This is a genomic window from Caloramator fervidus (assembly GCF_900108045.1).
Lineage (GTDB): Bacteria > Bacillota > Clostridia > Clostridiales > Caloramatoraceae > Caloramator > Caloramator fervidus.
The window spans coordinates 1-20966 of sequence record NZ_FNUK01000009.1 but is presented as its reverse complement, the minus strand read 5'-3'; the positions used below and the strand labels follow the sequence as shown (position 1 = coordinate 20966).

The 20966-nt window shown below is 31.1% G+C and carries 18 protein-coding genes, 1 other RNA gene and 1 other annotated feature; of the genes, 18 read left to right on the top strand and 1 reads right to left on the bottom strand.

The annotated features are described in order from the left end of the window. Positions 1–210: 210 nt before the first annotated feature. The 13 genes from C4R78_RS04320 (at position 211) to thrB (ending at position 13047) form a co-directional block, all read left to right on the top strand. Complete coding sequence (locus C4R78_RS04320) at positions 211–1215, top strand: deoxyguanosinetriphosphate triphosphohydrolase (protein ID WP_103895873.1); 1005 nt, start codon at positions 211–213, stop codon at positions 1213–1215. 122 nt (positions 1216–1337) lie between these two features. Beyond that, complete coding sequence (dnaG, locus tag C4R78_RS04315; protein WP_423236634.1) at positions 1338–3092, top strand: DNA primase; 1755 nt, start codon at positions 1338–1340, stop codon at positions 3090–3092. 22 nt (positions 3093–3114) lie between these two features. Beyond that, positions 3115–4215, top strand: a complete 1101-nt coding sequence (rpoD, locus tag C4R78_RS04310; protein WP_103895871.1) for an RNA polymerase sigma factor RpoD — start codon at positions 3115–3117, stop codon at positions 4213–4215. A 64-nt stretch (positions 4216–4279) separates the two neighbouring features. Beyond that, complete coding sequence (locus tag C4R78_RS04305) at positions 4280–4963, top strand: tRNA (adenine(22)-N(1))-methyltransferase (RefSeq protein ID WP_103895870.1); 684 nt, start codon at positions 4280–4282, stop codon at positions 4961–4963. Beyond that, entirely contained in the window at positions 4948–6048 is a 1101-nt protein-coding gene (locus C4R78_RS04300; protein WP_103895869.1) for a Nif3-like dinuclear metal center hexameric protein, read from the top strand. Before C4R78_RS04305 ends, C4R78_RS04300 begins: the two co-directional genes overlap by 16 nt. A 104-nt stretch (positions 6049–6152) precedes the next feature. After that, positions 6153–6526, top strand: an RNA gene (gene rnpB, locus C4R78_RS04295) — RNase P RNA component class A. Positions 6527–6814: 288 nt separating this feature from the next. Continuing rightward, positions 6815–7522, top strand: a complete 708-nt coding sequence (locus C4R78_RS04290; RefSeq protein WP_103895868.1) for a DUF969 domain-containing protein — start codon at positions 6815–6817, stop codon at positions 7520–7522. Between the two features lie 27 nt (positions 7523–7549). After that, positions 7550–8506, top strand: coding sequence for a DUF979 domain-containing protein (locus C4R78_RS04285; protein WP_103895867.1), 957 nt, complete (start codon positions 7550–7552; stop codon positions 8504–8506). Positions 8507–8530: 24 nt separating this feature from the next. Further along, positions 8531–9154 (top strand): pyroglutamyl-peptidase I, encoded by a 624-nt coding sequence (pcp, locus tag C4R78_RS04280; protein WP_103895866.1) that lies wholly within the window; start codon positions 8531–8533, stop codon positions 9152–9154. Then, a complete protein-coding gene (locus tag C4R78_RS04275) occupies positions 9151–9552 on the top strand; it encodes a gamma-glutamylcyclotransferase family protein (RefSeq protein WP_159945804.1) in 402 nt (133 codons plus the stop codon). Before pcp ends, C4R78_RS04275 begins: the two co-directional genes overlap by 4 nt. 259 nt (positions 9553–9811) lie before the next feature. After that, the gene (locus C4R78_RS04270) at positions 9812–10588 is read left to right on the top strand and encodes an ADP-ribosylglycohydrolase family protein (RefSeq protein ID WP_103895864.1); all 777 of its coding nucleotides are present in this window, start codon (positions 9812–9814) and stop codon (positions 10586–10588) included. 94 nt (positions 10589–10682) lie between these two features. Next, positions 10683–12164 carry a threonine synthase gene (gene thrC / locus C4R78_RS04265; RefSeq protein ID WP_103895863.1) on the top strand — a complete coding sequence of 494 codons (1482 nt, stop codon included), beginning with the start codon at positions 10683–10685 and terminating at the stop codon, positions 12162–12164. A gap of 1 nt (position 12165) precedes the next feature. Next, entirely contained in the window at positions 12166–13047 is an 882-nt protein-coding gene (gene thrB / locus C4R78_RS04260; RefSeq protein ID WP_103895862.1) for a homoserine kinase, read from the top strand. An 11-nt stretch (positions 13048–13058) separates the two neighbouring features. On the opposite strand, the gene C4R78_RS04255 is transcribed toward thrB, so the two are convergent. Beyond that, positions 13059–13463, bottom strand: a complete 405-nt coding sequence (locus tag C4R78_RS04255) for a hypothetical protein (protein WP_103895861.1) — start codon at positions 13461–13463, stop codon at positions 13059–13061. 175 nt (positions 13464–13638) lie between these two features. Between C4R78_RS04255 and C4R78_RS04250 the strand changes: the two genes are divergently transcribed. The 5 genes from C4R78_RS04250 to proS all read left to right on the top strand — a co-directional run bounded on the left by C4R78_RS04250 (position 13639) and on the right by proS (position 20617). Beyond that, entirely contained in the window at positions 13639–14241 is a 603-nt protein-coding gene (locus C4R78_RS04250; RefSeq protein ID WP_103895860.1) for a TetR/AcrR family transcriptional regulator, read from the top strand. Between the two features lie 8 nt (positions 14242–14249). Then, a complete protein-coding gene (locus C4R78_RS04245) occupies positions 14250–16355 on the top strand; it encodes an efflux RND transporter permease subunit (protein WP_341456808.1) in 2106 nt (701 codons plus the stop codon). A 2-nt stretch (positions 16356–16357) separates the two neighbouring features. Further along, positions 16358–18520 carry a hypothetical protein gene (locus tag C4R78_RS04240; RefSeq protein ID WP_159945802.1) on the top strand — a complete coding sequence of 721 codons (2163 nt, stop codon included), beginning with the start codon at positions 16358–16360 and terminating at the stop codon, positions 18518–18520. Between the two features lie 53 nt (positions 18521–18573). Then, positions 18574–18765: a hypothetical protein gene (locus C4R78_RS04235; RefSeq protein WP_103895857.1), complete on the top strand. Its 192-nt coding sequence runs from the start codon at positions 18574–18576 to the stop codon at positions 18763–18765. Between the two features lie 149 nt (positions 18766–18914). Beyond that, positions 18915–19126, top strand: a binding site (T-box leader). 48 nt (positions 19127–19174) lie between these two features. Next, the gene (gene proS / locus C4R78_RS04230; RefSeq protein WP_103895856.1) at positions 19175–20617 is read left to right on the top strand and encodes a proline--tRNA ligase; all 1443 of its coding nucleotides are present in this window, start codon (positions 19175–19177) and stop codon (positions 20615–20617) included. Positions 20618–20966 lie beyond the last annotated feature (349 nt).

The window sequence follows — 20966 nt, the reverse complement described above, 5'->3', positions numbered from 1 at the left end:
GAATTATATGACTTTTTTAAAAATTTTATGTTTAGCTAGATAAATTGCATAAAATTATTCAAAAATAGACATAATGAATAACGTTGAGAAAGAAGAAGATATTAAAAGAAAAAATAAAAAAATAATCCTATTTTAGTTTTTATAAAAAAGAAGGTTTCTTGACAAATATGAAGAATATATATAATAAGAAATATTTGAGTAGGTGGTGTTATGAATTTAAGAGAAGAATATGAAAAATTGGAAGAAAAAATATTGTCACCTCTAGCTACTTTAAGCAGTAAAAGTAAAGGTAGGCTAAAGAAAGAAGAGAAATGTAGTATAAGAACAGATTTCCAAAGAGATAGGGATAGAATTATACATTCTAAAGCTTTTAGGAGGCTTAAACATAAAACTCAAGTTTTTATAGCACCTGAAGGAGATCATTATAGAACAAGATTAACTCATACCCTTGAAGTTGCACAAATTGCAAGAACTATTTCAAGAGCTATTAGATTAAATGAAGATTTAACAGAGGCTATCGCTTTGGGGCATGACCTTGGCCATACTCCTTTTGGACATACCGGTGAAAGTGCTTTAAATGAAATTACCAGCATAGGGTTTAAACATAATGAACAAAGTTTAAGGGTTGTTGATTATCTTGAAAAAGGAGAAGGGCTTAATTTAACCTTTGAAGTTAGAGATGGTATATTGTGCCATTCAGGTGATTTAATTCCTAAAACTAATGAAGGCAAAGTTGTAAAATTAGCAGATAAGATTGCTTATATAAATCATGATATAGATGATGCAATTAGAGCAGGTATATTAACTTTAGATGACCTTCCAAAGGAATGCATAAAAGTTTTAGGTAAAGGTCATTCAGAAAGAATAAATACAATGATTAGAGCAGTTATCGAGCATGCTTTAAAATATGGAGAAATAGCGTTAGTTGGTGAAGTTGGAGAAGCTACATGGGAGCTTAGAAAATATATGTTTGATAATGTTTATATAGATTCTGAAGCAAAAAAGGAGGAAGAAAAAGCACGAAGTGTATTAAAACAATTATTTTTATATTATATTAAACATCCGGAAGTTATGCCTAAAGAATTTTATGAAAAAGTTCAAGTGTATGGATTAGAAAGAATAGTGTGTGATTACATAGCTGGTATGACCGATAGATATGCAATACACGAGTTTAATAAATTGTTTATTCCTATGCCTTGGAAATTAAAATTTTAAGCAGGAATTTTTATGTTTTATGTCGAATAATATTTATTTGTGTCATGTAATTGTATAAAATTAATATAGCTTAAGAAGGATTTTTGAATGTTTATGTAGAAAAGTATAATAAATATCAGGTGATGTTTTTTATGAGGATACCAGAACAGGTTATAGATATGATAATACAAAAAAATGATATAGTTGAGGTAATTTCTGAATATGTAAGTTTAAAAAGAGTTGGTAAAGGTTATATGGGGGTTTGTCCTTTTCATAATGATAAAGGACCCTCTTTAAGTGTTTCTCCTGATAAACAATTATTCCATTGTTTTGGGTGTGGTGCTGCAGGAAATGTTGTTGGTTTTATAATGAGGATAAGAAATTTAGAATTTATTGATGCAATAAAATATTTAGCAGATAGAGTAAATATTCCTCTGGATGCAAATTCTTATAAAAATAGTGAGGTTGAAAAGATATATGAGATTAACATTTTAGCTGCTAGATATTTTTATTCAAATTTACAACAAAATGGTGATAAAGTCAAATATCTTTTAGATAGAGGATTAGATATAAAGACTATAAAAAGATTTGGATTAGGGTATAGTTTAAATTCTTATACGAGTCTACTTGATTATTTAAAGAAAAAAGGTTATAATGAAGATTTGCTTCTAAAGGCAGGTTTAGTGTTAAAGGGTGGAAAAGGATATTATGATAGGTTTAGAAATAGAATAATGTTTCCTGTATTTGATTATAAAGGAAGAGTTATAGGGTTTGGTGGTAGGGTTTTAGATGATTCAAAACCTAAATATTTAAATTCCCCTGAAACTCCTGTTTTTAAAAAGGGAACTAATCTTTATGGATTAAATTTTGTTCTTAAAAATGGTGTTCCTAATGATCTTATAATAGTAGAAGGTTATATGGACTGTATAAAACTTCATCAACATGGTGTAATTAATACAGTGGCTTCCCTTGGTACTGCTTTAACAAAAGAACAAGCAAAGTTAATAAAAAGATACTGTAATAATGTATACCTTTGTTATGATTCGGATGCTGCAGGCAAGGCTGCTACTTTACGTGGTATAGAGGTTTTGCATTCAGAAGGGCTTGATATAAAAATAATTAACATTCCTAAGGGGAAGGATCCAGACGAATTTATAAATGATTATGGTGTTGAAGAGTTTAAAAAACTTATCCAAGATGCTCTTCCAGCAATTGAGCATTTAATAATGGCAGCTAAATCAAATAAAAATTTAGATAACCCTAGGGATAGAGTTATGTTCATAAAAGAAGTAGTTGATATATTGAGAATACTTAATGATGAAGTTGAAGTACAAGCATATGCTGCTAAAGCGTATGAACTTACTGGTATTGCGCCTCATGTAATATTAGAACAGTTAAATATAGCAAGAAAGATGAAGAATAATAATTGGAATAATAGCCAATATAAAAGAAATAATATAATTGGTGGAAATATTTTCATTGAACCTGGTTATAAAAAGGCAGAAAGAACGTTGTTGATGTTTTGTTTAAAAGACGAAGATATTAAACAATATATTATGCAAAAGATAAACCCTGATGAGTTTATAACCCCTTCGTATAAAAAAGTTGCACAACTTATTTATTCAGGAGAACGGGAGATAAATTCTATATTAAGTAAATTTGAAGAAAAGAATGATATACAGGATGTAGCAAAAATTTTTGTTGATGAAGAAATTGAAGAGGTATCTTTTGAATTTATTAATGGACTTATTAAGACCATAAAAAAATATGACCTTGAGAAAAAAATAGAAGATATTAAGTTACAAATTAAAAGGCTTGAAAAAACTGATAATTTTTCTGAAATAATTTATTTAACCAAGCATCTTGAAGATTTAAAAAGACAATTGGCATTGCTTTAATGTATGAAAGGAGGTTGAGAAAATGAAAAAAGAAAAGGAAAATCAAAAAAATGAAGCTAACAATAAAAAAATGTCTATAGTAAAACAACTTATTGAAAAAGGTAAGAAAAATGGAGTTTTAACATATAAGGAAATTATGGATGCGTTAGAAGATATAGATTTATCTCCCGAACAAATTGAAAAAGTTTATGAAATACTTGAATCTATGGGTATAGAAGTTATTGACGATATGGATGATTTTAACCCTGATCAACTATTAGAAGAAGATCTTGAACTTTCTCTACCAGAAGGAATTAGTATTGATGACCCAGTTAGAATGTATCTAAAGGAAATAGGAAAAGTTCCTTTGCTTTCTGCTGAAGAAGAAATTGAACTTGCAAAACGAATTGAGCAAGGGGATCAAGAAGCTAAGAAAAAACTTGCAGAAGCTAATTTAAGGTTAGTTGTTTCTATTGCCAAAAGATATGTTGGAAGAGGTATGTTATTTTTAGATTTAATCCAAGAAGGTAATTTAGGTCTTTTAAAAGCTGTTGAAAAGTTCGATTATAGAAAAGGATATAAATTTTCAACATATGCTACATGGTGGATTAGGCAGGCAATAACAAGAGCTATTGCGGATCAAGCAAGAACTATAAGAATTCCTGTGCATATGGTTGAAACTATTAATAAATTAATAAGAGTAGAGAGACAATTGCTTCAAGAACTTGGAAGAGCTCCAACACCAGAAGAAGTTGCGAAAGAGTTAAATATGGATGTTGATAAAGTGAGAGAAATTATGAAGATAGCTCAAGAACCTGTATCTCTTGAAACACCTATAGGTGAAGAAGAAGATAGTCATCTTGGAGATTTTATACCTGATGAAGATGCACCAGCTCCAGCAGAAGCTGCTGCTTATACAATGCTTAGAGAACAGCTTATGGATGTTTTAGATACTTTAACACCAAGAGAGGAAAAAGTATTAAGACTAAGGTTTGGTCTTGATGATGGTAGAGCAAGGACTTTAGAGGAAGTTGGTAAAGAATTTAAAGTTACTAGAGAAAGAATTAGACAAATTGAAGCAAAGGCTCTCAGAAAGCTTAGACATCCAAGTAGAAGTAAGAAATTAAAGGATTATCTAGACTAGGCTTACACTATGTAAGCCGTATTTTTTATATTTAAGAATGTTTTTTGGTAAGTGGAGGTGAAGTATGACTTTATCAGAAAGATTAAATCATATAGTTGATTTGATTCCGCCATGTGAATGTTTAGCAGATATAGGGACAGATCACGGATATGTTCTTATACATTGCATTTCCAAAGGTATTTGCAATAAAGGAATTGCAACTGATGTAAAAAAGGGTCCTATTGATATAGCAATAAAAAATTTGAAAAAATATAGGGTTATAAACAAAGTTGATACACGGATTGGCAATGGCCTTTTACCATTAAAAGAAGGAGAAGCAGATGTTATAGTTATTGCTGGTATGGGAGGAAATTTGATAGCAAACATTTTAAAAGAAGGAAGACATATTGCTAATACAGCAAAATATTTAATACTTCAGCCTATGCAAAATCCAGAGCTTTTAAGAAAATTTTTGGTTAACAACAATTTTAAAATAGTGGATGAAGATATTGTAAAGGATGATAATAAGTTTTATCATATAATTAAAGTTATAAATGGAAAAGAAGAAGCTTATGGTAAAGAAGTTTTGTATTATGTTGGCAAAATATTATTAGAAAAAAGACATCCTTTAGTTAAAGAATATGTAGACTATAAAATTAAAGGCCTTGAAGAAATTTTAAAATCTGTTCCAAAGGATAGTCTAAGATTTAATGAGTTAGCATATCTATTAAATGAATTTAAGGAAGTGAGAGAATGGTTACAAAGGTAAAAGATATAATGGATTATTTACATAAAAAGTTTCCAACTAAGCTTGCTGAAGATTATGATAATGTTGGACTTTTGATTGGGGATAAGGATAAGGATGTAAGAAAAATTTTATTTACCCTTGATGTAACTAATTCTGTTATTGATGAAGCTATAAGCTTGGGGTGTGATATGATTATATCCCATCATCCATTGATTTTTACTCCTATTAAAAAAATAACGACGGATGATTATTTGGGTAGAATCATTTATAAAGCAATAAAAAACGATCTAAATATATTTGCAGTCCACACTAATTTTGATAATGGACGTGATGGGTTAAATGATTATATTTCAAAAAAGTTAAATTTAGAAGATATTTGTATTTTATCACCAACTAAAGAAATTAGACTTTATAAGCTAGTTTGCTATGTTCCTAAAAATTATGCTCAAGCAGTAAGAGAAGCTATTTTAAACGAAGGTGCAGGACATATTGGAAACTACAGTCATTGTTCCTTTAATATAAACGGTCAAGGAACTTTTATGCCTTTAGAAGGTTCGAATCCTTTTATAGGTCATAAAAATAAATTAGAATTTGTTGATGAGGTTAGAATAGAAACAATAGTTAAAGAGGAAGATTTAAGCAAAGTAGTTTCAGCTATGTTAAAAGTTCATCCCTATGAAGAGGTAGCTTATGATATTTATTCTCTTAAAAATTCTATTATTGAGGGAACAGGAAGGATTGGTCAGTTTAAAAAAGAATATACAGTGAAAGACTTAATAGAGTTTATAAAAACAAATTTTAATATAACTAATGTAAGGGTTGTAGGTGAAGTTGACAGAAAAATAAAAAAAGTAGCAGTTGTAGGGGGAAGTGGTTCATCTTTTATTAAAGATGCAATAAAAAATAAATGTGATGTTTTAATAACAGGGGATTTAAAACACCATGAAGCATTATTTGCTAAGGAGGAAGGTTTAATAGTATTAGATATAGGGCATTTTGGTAGTGAATTTATTGCTGTTTCTTACTTGATGGAACTTGTTAAACATAAATTTGATGTAGAGTGTGTATTGACAGAGACAAATAAAAATCCATTTAAGACTGTTTGAATAAGAAAATATTTCTGGTTTTTCTATAAAATATATGTAGACAAAAATTTTATTTCATGATAATATATTATTTGCCTTGATTATTATATAAAAGAAAATATAGTTGAGTAAGCCGGATGGTCGCTGCCGCTTTATGCGGGAGAGGAAAGTCCGAGCTCCACAGGGCAGGGTGCTGGGTAATACCCAGTGGAGGCGACTCCAAGGAAAGTGCAACAGAGATATACCGCCAGATCCAATCCTAGTGGATTGGTGAGAGCAGCTTATGCTGCCTGGTAAGGGTGGAAAGGTGAGGTAAGAGCTCACCAGCACACTGGCGACAGTGTGGCTCTGTAAACCCCACCTGGAGCAAGACCAAATAGGGGAGCATATGCGCTGGCCCGGCGCGCTCCCGGGTAAGGTCGCTTGAGCCTGCTGGCAACAGTAGGCCTAGATAGATGACCATCTAAAACAGAACTCGGCTTACAGGCTTACTCAACTTTCGCATCGATACCACTACGCTTTTTGCGTAGTGGTTTTTTATTTGGCTTTATGTCAAAAGTTGGGGTGGGAAAGTATTAAAATGATTGCTCTTGTTAATTTTAAAGGATTATATAATTGATGTTTAAATAAATGTGTTGAGATTTAATCTTGATACAAATAAATTAAATTTTTGAAATTAAGTGTATAAATGATAAAGTTAAATATAATGTGTTTTATATAACATAAACATATTATACAAGAAGGTTAAATAAAATAGTATTAAAAATAAATGTTGAGGAGGGTCAATATGATAAAATTAATAGGTATTTTAATTATTATTGTTGGTTTTGTTTTAAAACTTGATATTTTAGCTATTGTGGTATTTGCAGGCATTGTAACGGGTATGGTGGCAGGCATCCCATTTAATAATGTAGTAGAAACTTTAGGTAAAGCATTTGTTGAAAACCGATATATGTCTCTTTTTATAATTTCTTTACCAGTAATTGGATTGCTGGAAAGATATGGATTAAGAGAGAGAGCAGCATTTATAATAAGTAAAATAAAATCTGCAACGGTCGGGAAACTTACATCAATATATTTAATTTTAAGGACTTTAGCTGCAATGTTTAGTCTTAGGTTAGGTGGTCATGTACAATTTATAAGACCTTTAATTTTTCCTATGGCTGAAGGAGCTGCTAAAAATAGATATGGAAATATTGAAGAGGATGATTTAGAAGCAATTAAAGGCCTTCAAGCAGCAGCTGAAAATTATGGTAATTTCTTTGGACAAAATTGCTTTGTTGCGGCAGGAGGGGTACTGCTAATTGTTGGAGTTATGAAGGAATTGAATTATACAGTAGAAGCTTTGGATGTAGCAAAAGCTTCGATTCCTATAGCATTAATTATAATGCTTGTTGGGACAATTCAATTTTTATACTTTGATAAAAAATTTGATAGGAAATATTTACTAAAATTGAATAAAAGCAAAGATTTTTTTAAGAATGATACTAACTAAATTCTGAAAAGATGGGGAGGGTAAGGTATGCTTAAAACTTCGCTTACTGAGCTTCTTTATGTAATGTGTGGTATTGTTTGTTTTTATTCTGCTTACGCGACATTTAAAGATGATACGCATAGCTCAAGATTTTCTACTGCAATCTTTTGGACAATTTTAGGCGTTATATTTACTTTTAGTAGATTTGGATTGATATGGGGGAATAAGGAAATAATGATACCAGACGTAATAGTAGGCTATATGGTAATTGTATTAGCAATTTTATCTGCATTTAAATTGGTTAAAATAGGGAAATATAACGAATCAACAAATGAATTTAAGAAAACAATGTCTGAAAAAATTGGGAATAAGATATTTATACCAGCTCTATCTCTTGGAATTTTGACTTTTATAATTGCTCAAATATGGACTAAGCAATTAGGTTCTTTAGTAGCTCTTGGAATAGCAACTATTCTTTCTGCAATAATTGCAATAATTTATACCAATGGTAGGGTTAGCGAAATGGCAGATGAAGGAAGAAGATTATTGGAATTAGTAGGACCTGTTAGCTTATTACCACAATTGCTTGCAGCATTGGGAGCAGTTTTTGCTGCTGCCGGAGTTGGAGATGTAATATCTTCAGGAATAAAAAGCGTTATACCTCAAGGCAACATATTGTTAGGAGTTATCGCATATTGCGTTGGTATGGCGTTATTTACTATGATTATGGGTAATGCTTTTGCAGCGTTTGCAGTAATAACTGCAGGTATTGGAGTTCCATTTGTTATTGCTCAAGGTGGTAATCCAGTTATAGTCTCGGCTTTAGGTTTAACAGCAGGATATTGTGGAACATTAATGACCCCAATGGCAGCAAATTTCAATATTGTTCCTACTGCTATTCTTGAGATAAAGGATAAAAAATATGGTGTAATAAAATATCAAGTTCCTGTAGCTATAGTAATGCTTATTATTCATATAATTCTTATGTATACATGGGCATTTTAGTAAATTCAAAAAGGAGTGGAGTTTATGAAGATATTAGTTACAGCTTTTGATCCATTTGGTGGAGAAAAAATCAATCCTTCTTATGAAGTATTAACACGATTAAACGATGTTATCGAAGGAGCTGAAATAATTAAACTACAGGTGCCAACTGCATTTTACGTTTCAGTTGATAGGGCTATAGAAAAAATTAAGGAAGAAAAACCAGATGTAGTTTTAAGTATAGGACAAGCAGGTGGTAGGTTTGATATTACAATTGAAAGAGTTGCAATAAACATTGATGATGCAAGGATACCTGATAATTTGGGTCAGCAACCTATTGATACTCCTATTGATGAATCAGGTGAACCTGCTTATTTTTCAACATTGCCAATTAAAGCCATTGTCAATGGTATTAGGGAAGAAAAAATTCCTGCATCGATATCAAATTCTGCTGGCACATATGTGTGCAATCACTTGTTGTATGGTATTTTAAACTATATTAAGAAAAATAAATTAAACATTAAAGCAGGTTTTATTCATATACCATATTTACCTGAACAGGTTATAGATAAACCTAATACTCCTTCTATGTCAATAGAGACTATGGTTAAAGCAATTGAAACAGCAATAAAGGTTATAGTTAGAGAGGAAAAAAAAACAACAATGTGAAAAAGTTGTTTGTATATGGGACGTTAATGAGTGGGTTAAGTAATTTTGAGAAATACTTGAGAGGAAAGATTATTAGTATAAGTAAAGGATATACTTTTGGTAAGTTATATCATCTTAAAAGTTATAATTGTCCTGCTTTGGTTGATGGAGAAGATAAAATTGTTGGTGAAATACTTGAATTAGGAAATGATGTAGTAATTGATGAAATAGATTTATTAGAAATGAACTTTTTTAACACTCAAGGGCCTTCATATTTAAGAGAAAAAAGAAAAGTGTTTTATGATAGTGGAAGAATAGAATTAATAGATGTTTATATTTATAAGCAAAAAATTGATGAAAAAACAAGCATTTATATTCCAAGTGGGGATTGGAAAGAGTTTTTAAAAAATAATGAATAAATAAAAAACAAATATTAGTTGACATTAAAAGATAGTATCCTTTTTGGTTCAGTGTTAATAGTCGAGGCGGGCATTTTACTCATATGCCTGCCTTTTGTGATAAATGGATTTAGAATTTACATTAAAGACGAAAAGATAATTTTTATTAAAAACTTGATTTAGATCAATTTATAAAAAACTAGAGTAGTAGTAAATAAGCTTAAAAATTTTATAGTAAAGAAACATTTAATTGTTAAAATAAACTTAGGAGATGGTTTTAATGCTTGGTGCTATTATAGGTGATATTGTTGGCTCAAGATTTGAATTTCAAAATAGAAAGATAAAGGATTTTGAGCTTTTTAATCAATATTCTCGTTTTACTGATGATACTGTTCTTACCATCGCGACTATGGATGCACTACTAAGTAATAAGCCTTTTAATGTTGCATATAAGGAATGGTTTAGAAGATATCCTGATGCAGGATATGGGGAAAGATTTATAAGCTGGGGATTATCAGATGGATTTGAACCTTATAACAGTTTTGGAAATGGTTCAGCTATGAGAGTTAGTCCGATAGGATTTTATTATAATACTGAAGAAGAAGTTTTAAAAATGGCTGAAGAAAGTGCAAAAGTTACCCATAACCATCCTGAAGGAATTAAAGGAGCTCAGGCTACAGCTTTGGCTATATTTTTAGCAAGAAAAGGTGCAACAAAGAAAGAGATTAAAGAAGAGATAGAGAAAAGATTTAATTATTATTTAGATGAGCCTTTGGATAGCATTAGAACATGGTATAGGTTTGATGTTAGCTGTCAAGGGTCAGTTCCTCAGGCTATAAGGGCATTTCTTGAATCTGAAGATTTTGAAGATGCTATAAGAAATGCAATTTCAATAGGAGGAGATAGCGATACTATTGCTTGTATAACAGGAGGAATAGCAGAGGCATATTACGGTTCTATATCTGAAGATTTAAAGATGGAGGCTTATAAAAGACTTGATAACGATATGATATATGTAATAGATAGGTTTTACAAGTTATTAAGCAGTGTAAAATAAAGTTAGAAATTTTATAAGTTGGGTCGTGTTTTGTAATTGAACATATTTATTTTTATGTTATAATTTTAAGAAAATTATAAAAATGGGGGTTATGATGGAGTATAAAAGCACGAGGGGAAATATAAGGTTAACGTCTACAAAAGCTTTAATTCAAGGATTAGCTGATGATGGAGGATTGTTTGTTCCTATTAAGTTCCCAAAGGTAGAATTGAATTTTAAAGAACTTATGAATAAGAGTTATAACGAACTTGCATTTTATATTCTTAAAAATTATTTTAATGACTTTGATGAAAACACACTTTTAAATTATATAACTAAGGCCTATGATGATAAGTTTGATACAAAAGAAATAGTTCCTTTAGTAAAGAAGGATAAGTTTTATTTTCTTGAACTATTCCATGGACCAACCCTTGCCTTTAAGGATATGGCTCTATCATTATTTCCATACCTTTTAAAAGAAGCAAAATTAAAAGAAAATATTAAAAAGGAGGTAGTAATTCTAACAGCAACATCTGGGGATACAGGAAAGGCTGCCCTTGAGGCTTTTAGGGATATAGAGGGAATGAAGATAATAGTTTTTTATCCTTCTAAAGGGGTTAGCAACATTCAAAGATTGCAGATGACAACTCAAGAGGGAGAAAATACCTTTGTTTTTGGAATAAACGGCAATTTCGATGATGCCCAAAGGGCTGTAAAGGAGATTTTTTCGGATGTTTACTTTAATGAAGAAATTGATAAAAGAGGTTATGCTTTATCCTCTGCAAATTCAATAAACATAGGAAGGCTTTTCCCACAGATAGTATATTATTTTTATGCCTACTTAAAACTTTTAAAAATGGGGGAAATATCTGAAGGGGAATATGTAAATATAGTTGTTCCAACAGGAAACTTTGGTAACATACTTGCTGCCTATTATGCAAAAAAGATGGGACTTAAGGTTAATAAACTAATATGTGCATCAAATAAAAATAATGTTCTTTATGATTTTTTAAGGAGTGGAGTATATGATATTAGAAGAAATTTTTATACAACAATATCTCCTTCTATGGACATTTTAGTATCCAGCAATCTAGAAAGATTTTTATATGATGTCTGTGATGAGGATGAGGATATAATTAGAGCTCTAATGAGGGATTTGAAAGAATTTGGATGCTTTAAGCTTTCAGAAAAATATATGGATTCTTTAAAGGATTTTTATGCTAATTTTGCAGACGATGAGGAGACATGTTCTGAAATAAGGTGGGCCTTTTTAAATCTTGGGTATCTTATTGATCCCCATACTGCTGTTGCATTAAACGTTTATAAAAAGTATCTAAAGGATACCGATGACGATACAAAGACAATTATAGCTTCAACTGCAAGTCCATATAAATTTGTAGCATCTGTTTATAAAGCCATTACTTTAAAAGAGTCTTATGGTGATGAATTTATGCTTGCTGATGAATTGTCAAAGCTTACAAAAACATCTATCCCAAAGCAAATAGTTGAGCTTAATAATAAAAGGGTTTTGCATAAGAAGGTTATTGATAAAGGGGAAATTTATGATGTGATAAAGGATATACTTAAGGGGGATTAATATGGTTAAAGTAAGGGTTCCTGCTACAACTGCCAATATAGGGCCAGGGTTTGACTGTTTAGGAATAGCATTGGATCTTTATTGTTATATAGAAGTCGAAGAAATAGAAAAAGGACTAGTTATAGAGGGATGTGACGATAAATTTAAAGGCGAGGATAACTTAATTTATAAATCTATGAAAAGGATATTTGAAAGTGCATCATATTCACCGAGGGGAATTAAAATAAAAGTGGATAGTAAGATTCCTATATCAAGGGGGCTTGGAAGCAGTGCTGCTTGTATAATTGGAGGCCTTTTGGTGGCCAATGAACTTGTGGGATGTGTTTATTCAAAGGAAGAAATTCTAAATATTGCAACTCAAATAGAAGGACATCCTGATAATGTAATTCCTGCTTTGGTTGGAGGTATGACGGCAGCAATTCATGAAAAGGATAGGGTTTATTATAATAAAATCAAGGTTTCAGATAGATTTAAGTTTTATGCCTTAATTCCTCAATTTACAGTTTCAACAGAAAAGGCAAGAAAGGTTTTGCCAAAGGTTATAGATTATAAGGATGCAGTTTTTAACATAGGTAGGGTTTCCCTTCTTATAACTTCCTTTATTGAGGGAAATGATAATATAAAAATAGCCTGCAGAGATAAAATACATGAGGATTATAGAAAGGAGCTTATAAAGGGTTTTGATACTATAAAAGAGAAATGTTTAGATTTAGGTAGCCTTGCAGTTTTTATAAGCGGTTCTGGATCTACTCTTATGGCTATAGTTGATAAGGAGAATACGGATTTTAAAGCAAAAATAGAAAAGGCTATATATAATTTTGAAGGAAGCTGGATAGTTAAGGAAGTAAATATAGATTATGAAGGGGCTAAAATAATAAAATAGGGCAGGTTGCCCTATTTTTGTTTTACAATATAAAGGGTATCAAACTCTAAAAAGTTAGGATAAATTTCTAATAGTTCATTAAGGGGTATTTCTTTCTTGGGAAAGCTATTTAAAAATTCATCAAAATCTTGTTTGTTTCCAAGAAGGACCTCAACATCCTCTTCATCGCTGTTTACAACTATAAATTTAAAATCTTTTTCTATATTTTGTAGGATGTTTTTTACGTTATCTATCCTGCTAAAGGAGCTAATAACTATATCGCAGGCACAATGTCCATTGCTTATGTGATATAAAAAACCATCGTCTATTTCAACTTTCTCTGTTATGTCTGTTACATATAAATTATCCACTTCGTTTTGTCTTAAAACCTCATCAGGTAGCTTATTTTTTGTTCTTGCAAATATAAAGTAGCACATAATATCACCTTCCCTTTTTATTTAATTATACCACAAGTTAACAGTTAGTTTATAAAAATTTAATAAAATAAAATTGACTATTAGTCATTTTAGAGGTATATTAATATTGTCGATGTAATGACTAATAGTCAATTGTTTTGGAAAAATATAAATAAAAAACAAATGGAGGTATTGTATGGTTAATACAAAGGATATTTCAAGTAAGAAAAAACTAAAGCAGATAAAACTTTTTGAGTCAGCTTTTAAGCTTTTTTTAAATAAAGGCTTTAATGAAACAGCAATAGATGACATAGTAAAGGATGCTGGTGTGGCAAAGGGAACATTTTATCTTTATTTTAAAGATAAATACGACATTTTAGATAGGATTATACTTTCAAAAAGTTGTATGGTAATTAGAGAAGCATTGGAAAAAACAAAGGAAAAACAACAGGATGATTTTATAGATAATATGATAAACTTTATAGATTACATCATCGAATATTTTAAGAATAATAAAAGGCTTTTAAAACTTATTTATAAAAATCTATCTTGGGGACTTTTTAGAAAGGCATTGGCAAGGCCAGAGGAATATGAAGAGATGAATAATTTAAAAAATATAATCCTAGAAAACTTTAAAAATAAAGGTTTTACTGAGGATGAAATTGAAAGAAATATTTTTATGATTATGGAGCTTGTAAGTTCTGTTACTTATAGTTGCCTAATTTTAAATGAACCTGAAGATATAGATAATATGAAGCCATACCTTTTTAATGCTGTTCGTAAAATATTAACAAAATAAAGGAGATGATGAACTTGAAAAAATTTGGACGCTGGATTGCAAAACATAGTACTTCTACGTTAATTATTGCTATAATTCTTTTAATTCCTTCTTTCATTGGTTTTATAAATACAAAGGTAAATTATGATATTTTAACCTATCTTCCCAAAAATTTAGATACCATGAAGGGACAAGAAATACTTGAGAAAAATTTCAATAATGCAGCAACAGCTATGCTCATAGTTGAAAATATGCAAACTAAAGATGTTTTAAAATTAAAAAACGAGATCGAAAAGGTTAAGGGTGTAGAAAAGGTTATATGGATAAGTGATATCTTGGATTCATCGGTTCCTAAAGAATTTTTGCCTAAAGATATTAAGGATGTTTTTTACAGAGAAAATTCAACTTTGCTTTTTATTCAATTCAATGAATCAGCATCAAGTTTAACTACCATGAAGGCAATAGAAAATATAAGGATGATAGCAGGCAAGAATTGTTTCCTTGCAGGTATGGCGGCTATAGTTAAAGATACTAAAGACCTTGCAGATAAAGAAACTCCTATTTATGTTCTTTTAGCAGTTATTCTTACGCTTTTAGTTTTAACTCTTGCAATGGAATCATATGTAACACCTATAATATTTGTTTTGAGTATAGGATTTGCTGTTATTTATAATTTTGGAACAAACATTTTTCTTGGACAAATATCATATATTACAAAGGCATTAGCAGCAGTTTTACAGCTTGGAGTTACTATGGATTATTCAATATTCCTACTTCATAGATATGAAGAGGAAAAAAAGGAATTTGAAGATAGATCAGAGGCTATGGCAGAAGCGATAGCTTCTACCTTCTCGGCTATAACAGGAAGTTCCTTAACAACTATTGCAGGTTTTGTGGCTTTAACTGTTATGAGCCTAGGAATAGGTAAAGATATGGGAATAGTTATGGCAAAGGGTGTGTTTATAGGGGTTTTAACTACGGTTACGGTTCTTCCTGCTATGATATTAACTTTTGATAAGCAGATTCATAAATATCAACATAAGGTATTACTCCCTGAATTTAATAGGACTGCTAATTTAGTAACAAAATATTATAAGGTCTTTGCAACAATAGCTATATTAATATTTGTCCCTGCTTTTATAGGCCAGGCTAGCACAAATGTTTATTATAATTTAGATGAATCTTTACCTAAGGACTTAAAATCAATAATTGCAACTAATAAATTGAAAAATGAATACAACATGACAACAACCCACATGATTCTTATTAAAGATAAGATTCCTGCATATAAAGTTAAGAATATGATAAAGGAAATTGAAATGGTTGATGGAGTTGAAAGGGTAATAGCCTATGATAAGTTTGTGGGTAATAGAATTCCTGAAAAATTTTTACCGGAGGATATAAGAAGCTTTGCTTCAAAAAATGGGTATAAGCTTATTATAGTAACTTCAAAATATAAGGCAGCATCCCCTGAAGAAAACCTGCAAATAGATAGAATAAATTCAATAGTAAAAAGTTATGACAAAGCAGGTTTAGTTGCAGGGGAAGGACCTCTAACAAAGGATCTTATAGAACTAGCCGATAAGGACTTTAAAAAGGCTAATTGGGTTTCTATACTTGCAATATTTGTAATAATTTTAGCTGTATTTACTTCTTTATCTCTTCCAATAATATTGATTCTTTGCATAGAGCTTGCGATATTTATAAACATGGCAATACCTTTCTTTACAGGGCAGACAATACCATTTATAGCTTCAATAGTAATTGGATGTATTCAGCTTGGTGCTACAGTTGACTATGCAATACTTTTATCAACAAGATTTAGAGAGGAAATTAGAGAAGGTCGCGATAAGTTTGATGCTATGAGGATTGCAGTTCAATCTTCAGGTAGGTCTATTCTTACAAGTGCTTTATCCTTTTTCTCTGCAACCATAGGGGTTGGCTTAATTTCTAAGATGGATATGATTCAAACTCTTTGTAAAATGCTTGCAAGAGGAGCACTAATTAGCATGGTTGTAATAGTGTTTATCCTTCCTTCTATTTTAATCATATGTGAAGGAATTATTTCAGCTACCAGCAAGAACTGGAATAAAAAGCCATCATTGAAACTTACGCTTGCAAAGGAGAGTGAATGACAATGAAGGACTTAAAAAAATTATTAGCTTCAGTATTAGCTTTTATAGTTGTGTTTGCTAATGTAGGTTATGCAGCAGTTAAAAAAGATGAGTCAGTTTATGTTGTTCTATCTTCAAAGGGTGAAACCAAGGATGTGATAGTTAGTGACTGGATACATTCAGATGATGTAAATGTTGAAATAAAGGATAGGTCGATATTAGATAATGTTGTCAATGTTAAAGGGGATGAAGTACCTAAAAAGGAAGGAGAAAATTTAATTTGGACTTTACAGAACAATGACCTTTTCTACCAAGGAACTACTAAAAAGAAGTTACCATTAGAAGTTAGTATTAATTATTATTTAAATGGACAAAAAATAGAGCCTAAAGATCTTGCAGGAAAAAATGGAAGAGTAAGGATAGAATTAAGCTTTAAAAATAACGATGAACATGAAGTTAAGATAGATGGAGAGTATAAAAAGGTGTTTACTCCTTTTACAGTGGTTGCGGTTGTTAATTTACCCCTTGATAATTTTAAAAATGTAAAGGTATCCTCAGGGGAAGTTTTTTCAGATGGTAATAACCAAGTAGTAACCTTTGTAACTTTTCCTGGACTTAAAGAAAGTTTAAATTTAAATAGCAATTTATTGGGTATTGATGATAAATTAATTATTGAAGCAGATACAAATAAGTTTAATTTATCTCCAATAATGATTACAGCAACGCCTAAGATGATAAATATAGATAAAATAGAAGGTGCCGATAACATCAATGAACTTATAGATGGAATTAAAAAGATAAAGGAAGCAACAGAAAAGCTAAGTGATGGTTCAAAAAAGCTTTCAGAGGGTTCTAAAGAACTTTACAATAACATGAATAAATTAACAGATGGCCTTGATAAGCTTTCTTCCGCTTCAAAGGATGTTAAAGGTGGAATTCAAAGGATAGCCGTTGGTGCTAAAGGTGCTTACGAAGGTTCAGTAAAATTAAGTGAAGGTCTAGGGAAATTAAAAGATGGTTTGGGAAATGCAGAAGATGGCTTAAATGCTTTTTGTAATGGAGCAACGTCATATGCTGATAATGCCAAGAAGTTTGCGGATGGTGCTGTAGAATTTTCAGAGGGGGCATCCACTCTTTCAGAAAATACAAAAGCATTAGAAAGTGGGCTATATAACATAGTTAAGACAACAGAAGAGATAAAAAATGGAGAAAACAGTATAGTTGAAGGTGCAACAAAAAGCTTAGAAGCTATAAAGAAGTTAAAGGAGGAAAAGGAAAAGGAAAATTCTTATTATGAACTATTAATAAGGGGTATAGATTCTTTAAAAAATTTAGTTTCTTTATTATCAAATATTTCAGAGGCACAAAGTATAGCAGATCAGTTAAATGCTGGATTAGAAGAACAAAAAAATTATCTTCAATCTATGTTAAAGTCGGGACAAGATTATATTTTAGCCCTTGATGAGCTTGAAAAGGGAATTTGTGACATAAAAACTGGAGCAGAAAATTTAAGCAATGTACTTCAAGGTTTAAATGAAGGACAAAAAGAGGTTTTATATGGTGCTAAGGCACTTTCATCAGCTGGAGATACATTAAAGGGTTATGCAATTGAGATGCAAAAGGGAAGTTTAGGACTAAAGGATGGTGCTGAAAAGCTACAAAAGGGAGCAGAAAATTTAGCTGGTGGTTTAAAGCAAATAGTTCCTTCTGTAAGTGCTCTTTATGAAGGATCTAATAATCTTAAAGGTGGTTTAGAACAATTAAGTAAAGGTTCTGATAAGCTATATAGTGCTTATGATGAATTTTCAAAGGGGATAGACTTAGCTAAAGATGGAAGCTTAAAATTAACTCAAGGGGCTAAGAAACTTTCTGATGGATTAGAAGAATTTGATAAAAACTTTACTAAATACAAAGAAGAAGGAATATACAAGATGGATTCAGAAGTTAGCGGCAAGTTTGGAGATATAAATGAAATATTAAAAAGGAAGGATGAGATTATAAGGCTTTCTAAAAACTATGGAACCTTCTCAGGTCTTTCAAGGGACATGGAGGGAAGCGTGAAGTTTATAATGAGGACGGAAGAAATAAAATACAATGAAGTTAAAGAAGTTCCACAAACAAATGTTGCAAAAGAAAATAAAAACATGTTTGAAAGATTAATTGATTATTTAAAGAAAATGTTTTAAAAAATAGTTATTTTATATTTTTTATCTTCGTATATATGTATAGGGGTGAAATTTTGGAGGAAAGACAATTAAAAGAAATTTTCAGAGATGAAATTGGTAAATATTTAAAAGAAATTGCAGATGCACTAAAACCTAAGGAAAAAATAAATTATCTTTTAGGTATATTATGGGGAATAGTAGGGTTAACAATTATGTATATTTTATATGTTATATTCAAAATACTTGAAAGTACAATGAGTATATGAATTTTGACCAGTTTTAGGGCGGGTAATTTAAATGCCCGCCATTGTTATTTTTAGGTAAATAGTAAAATAGAAGTTTTAATTAAAAACTTTAAGTAAAAAATAATTGCAAAGATGAAAAAATGTGATAAAATAATAACGAGAATTTAATATCAAAGGCTATGATGAGGAATAGTAAAAATTAGTTCCTTTCCAGAGAGGGAATGGTTGGTGAAAATTCCTAAGGAACTAATTTTGAACCCGCCTCGGAGCTCTGCACCGAAGTTTAGTAGGCTGCAGCGGTAAGTCCGTTATCCAATTGAGTGAATATGCGTTTTGCATATTAATTAGGGTGGTACCGCCGATTATAACCTCGGTCCCTTTCTAGGGATTCGAGGTTTTTTGCTAAATACTTAAAAAAGGAGGAGTGAAAATGGCTAAAGAAAATGAAAAAAAGTTAGTTGAGGCAATAACTTCTATGGATGAAGATTTTGCTAAATGGTATACCGATATTGTAAAAAAAGCAGAGCTTGCAGATTATTCAAGTGTAAAGGGTTGTATGATACTAAGGCCTTATGGATATGCTATATGGGAAAATATTCAAAAAGATTTAGATGCGAGATTTAAAGAAACAGGCCATGAAAATGTTTATATGCCTTTGTTTATACCAGAAAGCCTTCTTAAAAAAGAAGCAGAACATGTTGAAGGATTTGCTCCAGAGGTTGCTTGGGTTACCCATGGGGGAAGTGAGCCTCTTGCTGAAAGACTTTGTGTAAGACCAACATCTGAAACCTTATTCTGTGAGCATTTTTCAAAAATAGTTCAGTCATATAAGGATCTTCCAAAATTATATAATCAATGGTGTTCAGTAGTAAGATGGGAAAAAACTACAAGGCCATTTTTAAGAACGACAGAGTTTTTATGGCAGGAAGGTCATACTATTCATGCAACAGCTGAAGAAGCAATGGCAGAAACTATACAAATGCTTAATATTTATGCTAAGCATTGCGAAGAGGTATTGGCTATTCCAGTTATTAAAGGAAGGAAGACAGATAAAGAAAAATTTGCTGGTGCACAGGCTACATTTACAATAGAAAGCTTAATGCATGATGGAAAGGCTTTACAAACAGGAACTTCCCATTATTTTGGAGATAATTTTGCAAAGGCATTTAATATTAGATATCTTGACAAAAATGGACAGCTTCAATATGTGCATCAAACTTCATGGGGGGTTACTACAAGGCTTATAGGTGCTGTTATAATGGTTCATGGCGACAATAACGGATTAAAACTTCCTCCAAAGATAGCTCCAATTCAGGTTATAATCGTTCCAATAGCTCAACATAAAGAAGGAGTTTTAGAAAAGGCGAATGAATTGAAAAATAGATTATCAAAGGTTGTAAGAGTTAAGCTAGATGATTCAGATAAGATGCCAGGATGGAAGTTTGCAGAGTATGAAATGAAGGGTGTTCCATTAAGACTTGAAGTAGGACCAAAGGATATTGAAAAGAATCAAGTAGTTTTAGCAAGACGTGATACTATGGAAAAGATAGTTGTTGCAATGGATAACTTAGAACAAGAAGTTTTAAAATTATTAGATGATATTCATGCAAATATGCTTGAAATGGCAAGAAGACATAGGGATGAACGTACATATGTAGCTACAAATTTAGAGGAATTTAAGTATATTGTTGAAAATAAACCAGGATTTATAAAGGCTATGTGGTGCGGAGATAGAGCTTGTGAAGATAAGATAAAAGAAGAAACAGGTGCAACTTCAAGATGTATACCATTTGATCAGGAAACTTTAAGCGATAAATGTGTTTGCTGCGGAAAACCAGCAAAACATATGGTTTACTGGGGAAGAGCATATTAATGCTGCTCGTTAACAAACGAGCAGCTTTTTTATAATCTGTCTTTGTTGTTAATTTTTATGGGTTCTATGTCAATAGTTGGGGTGGGCAAATTATTCAGATGCCCGCCCTTGCTAATTTCCAAGGAGTTTTTATGTAATTGAGATTAATTTAAGCAAAAGCTTTAAAAATGGGCATGACAAAAAGGCCAATCAAAGGTTGGCTTTTATAAAAGCTCAGCGTATTGTTTATTTTTGCACGTAGTTTGGTATAGGTTTAAGAAGAAAACCTTTAAAGACTGACTTAGGTCGACTAAGGTTTTCTTCTTAAATTTTTTGCGCGAGGCCGTTAAAAATTGTTGTAGATTTAATA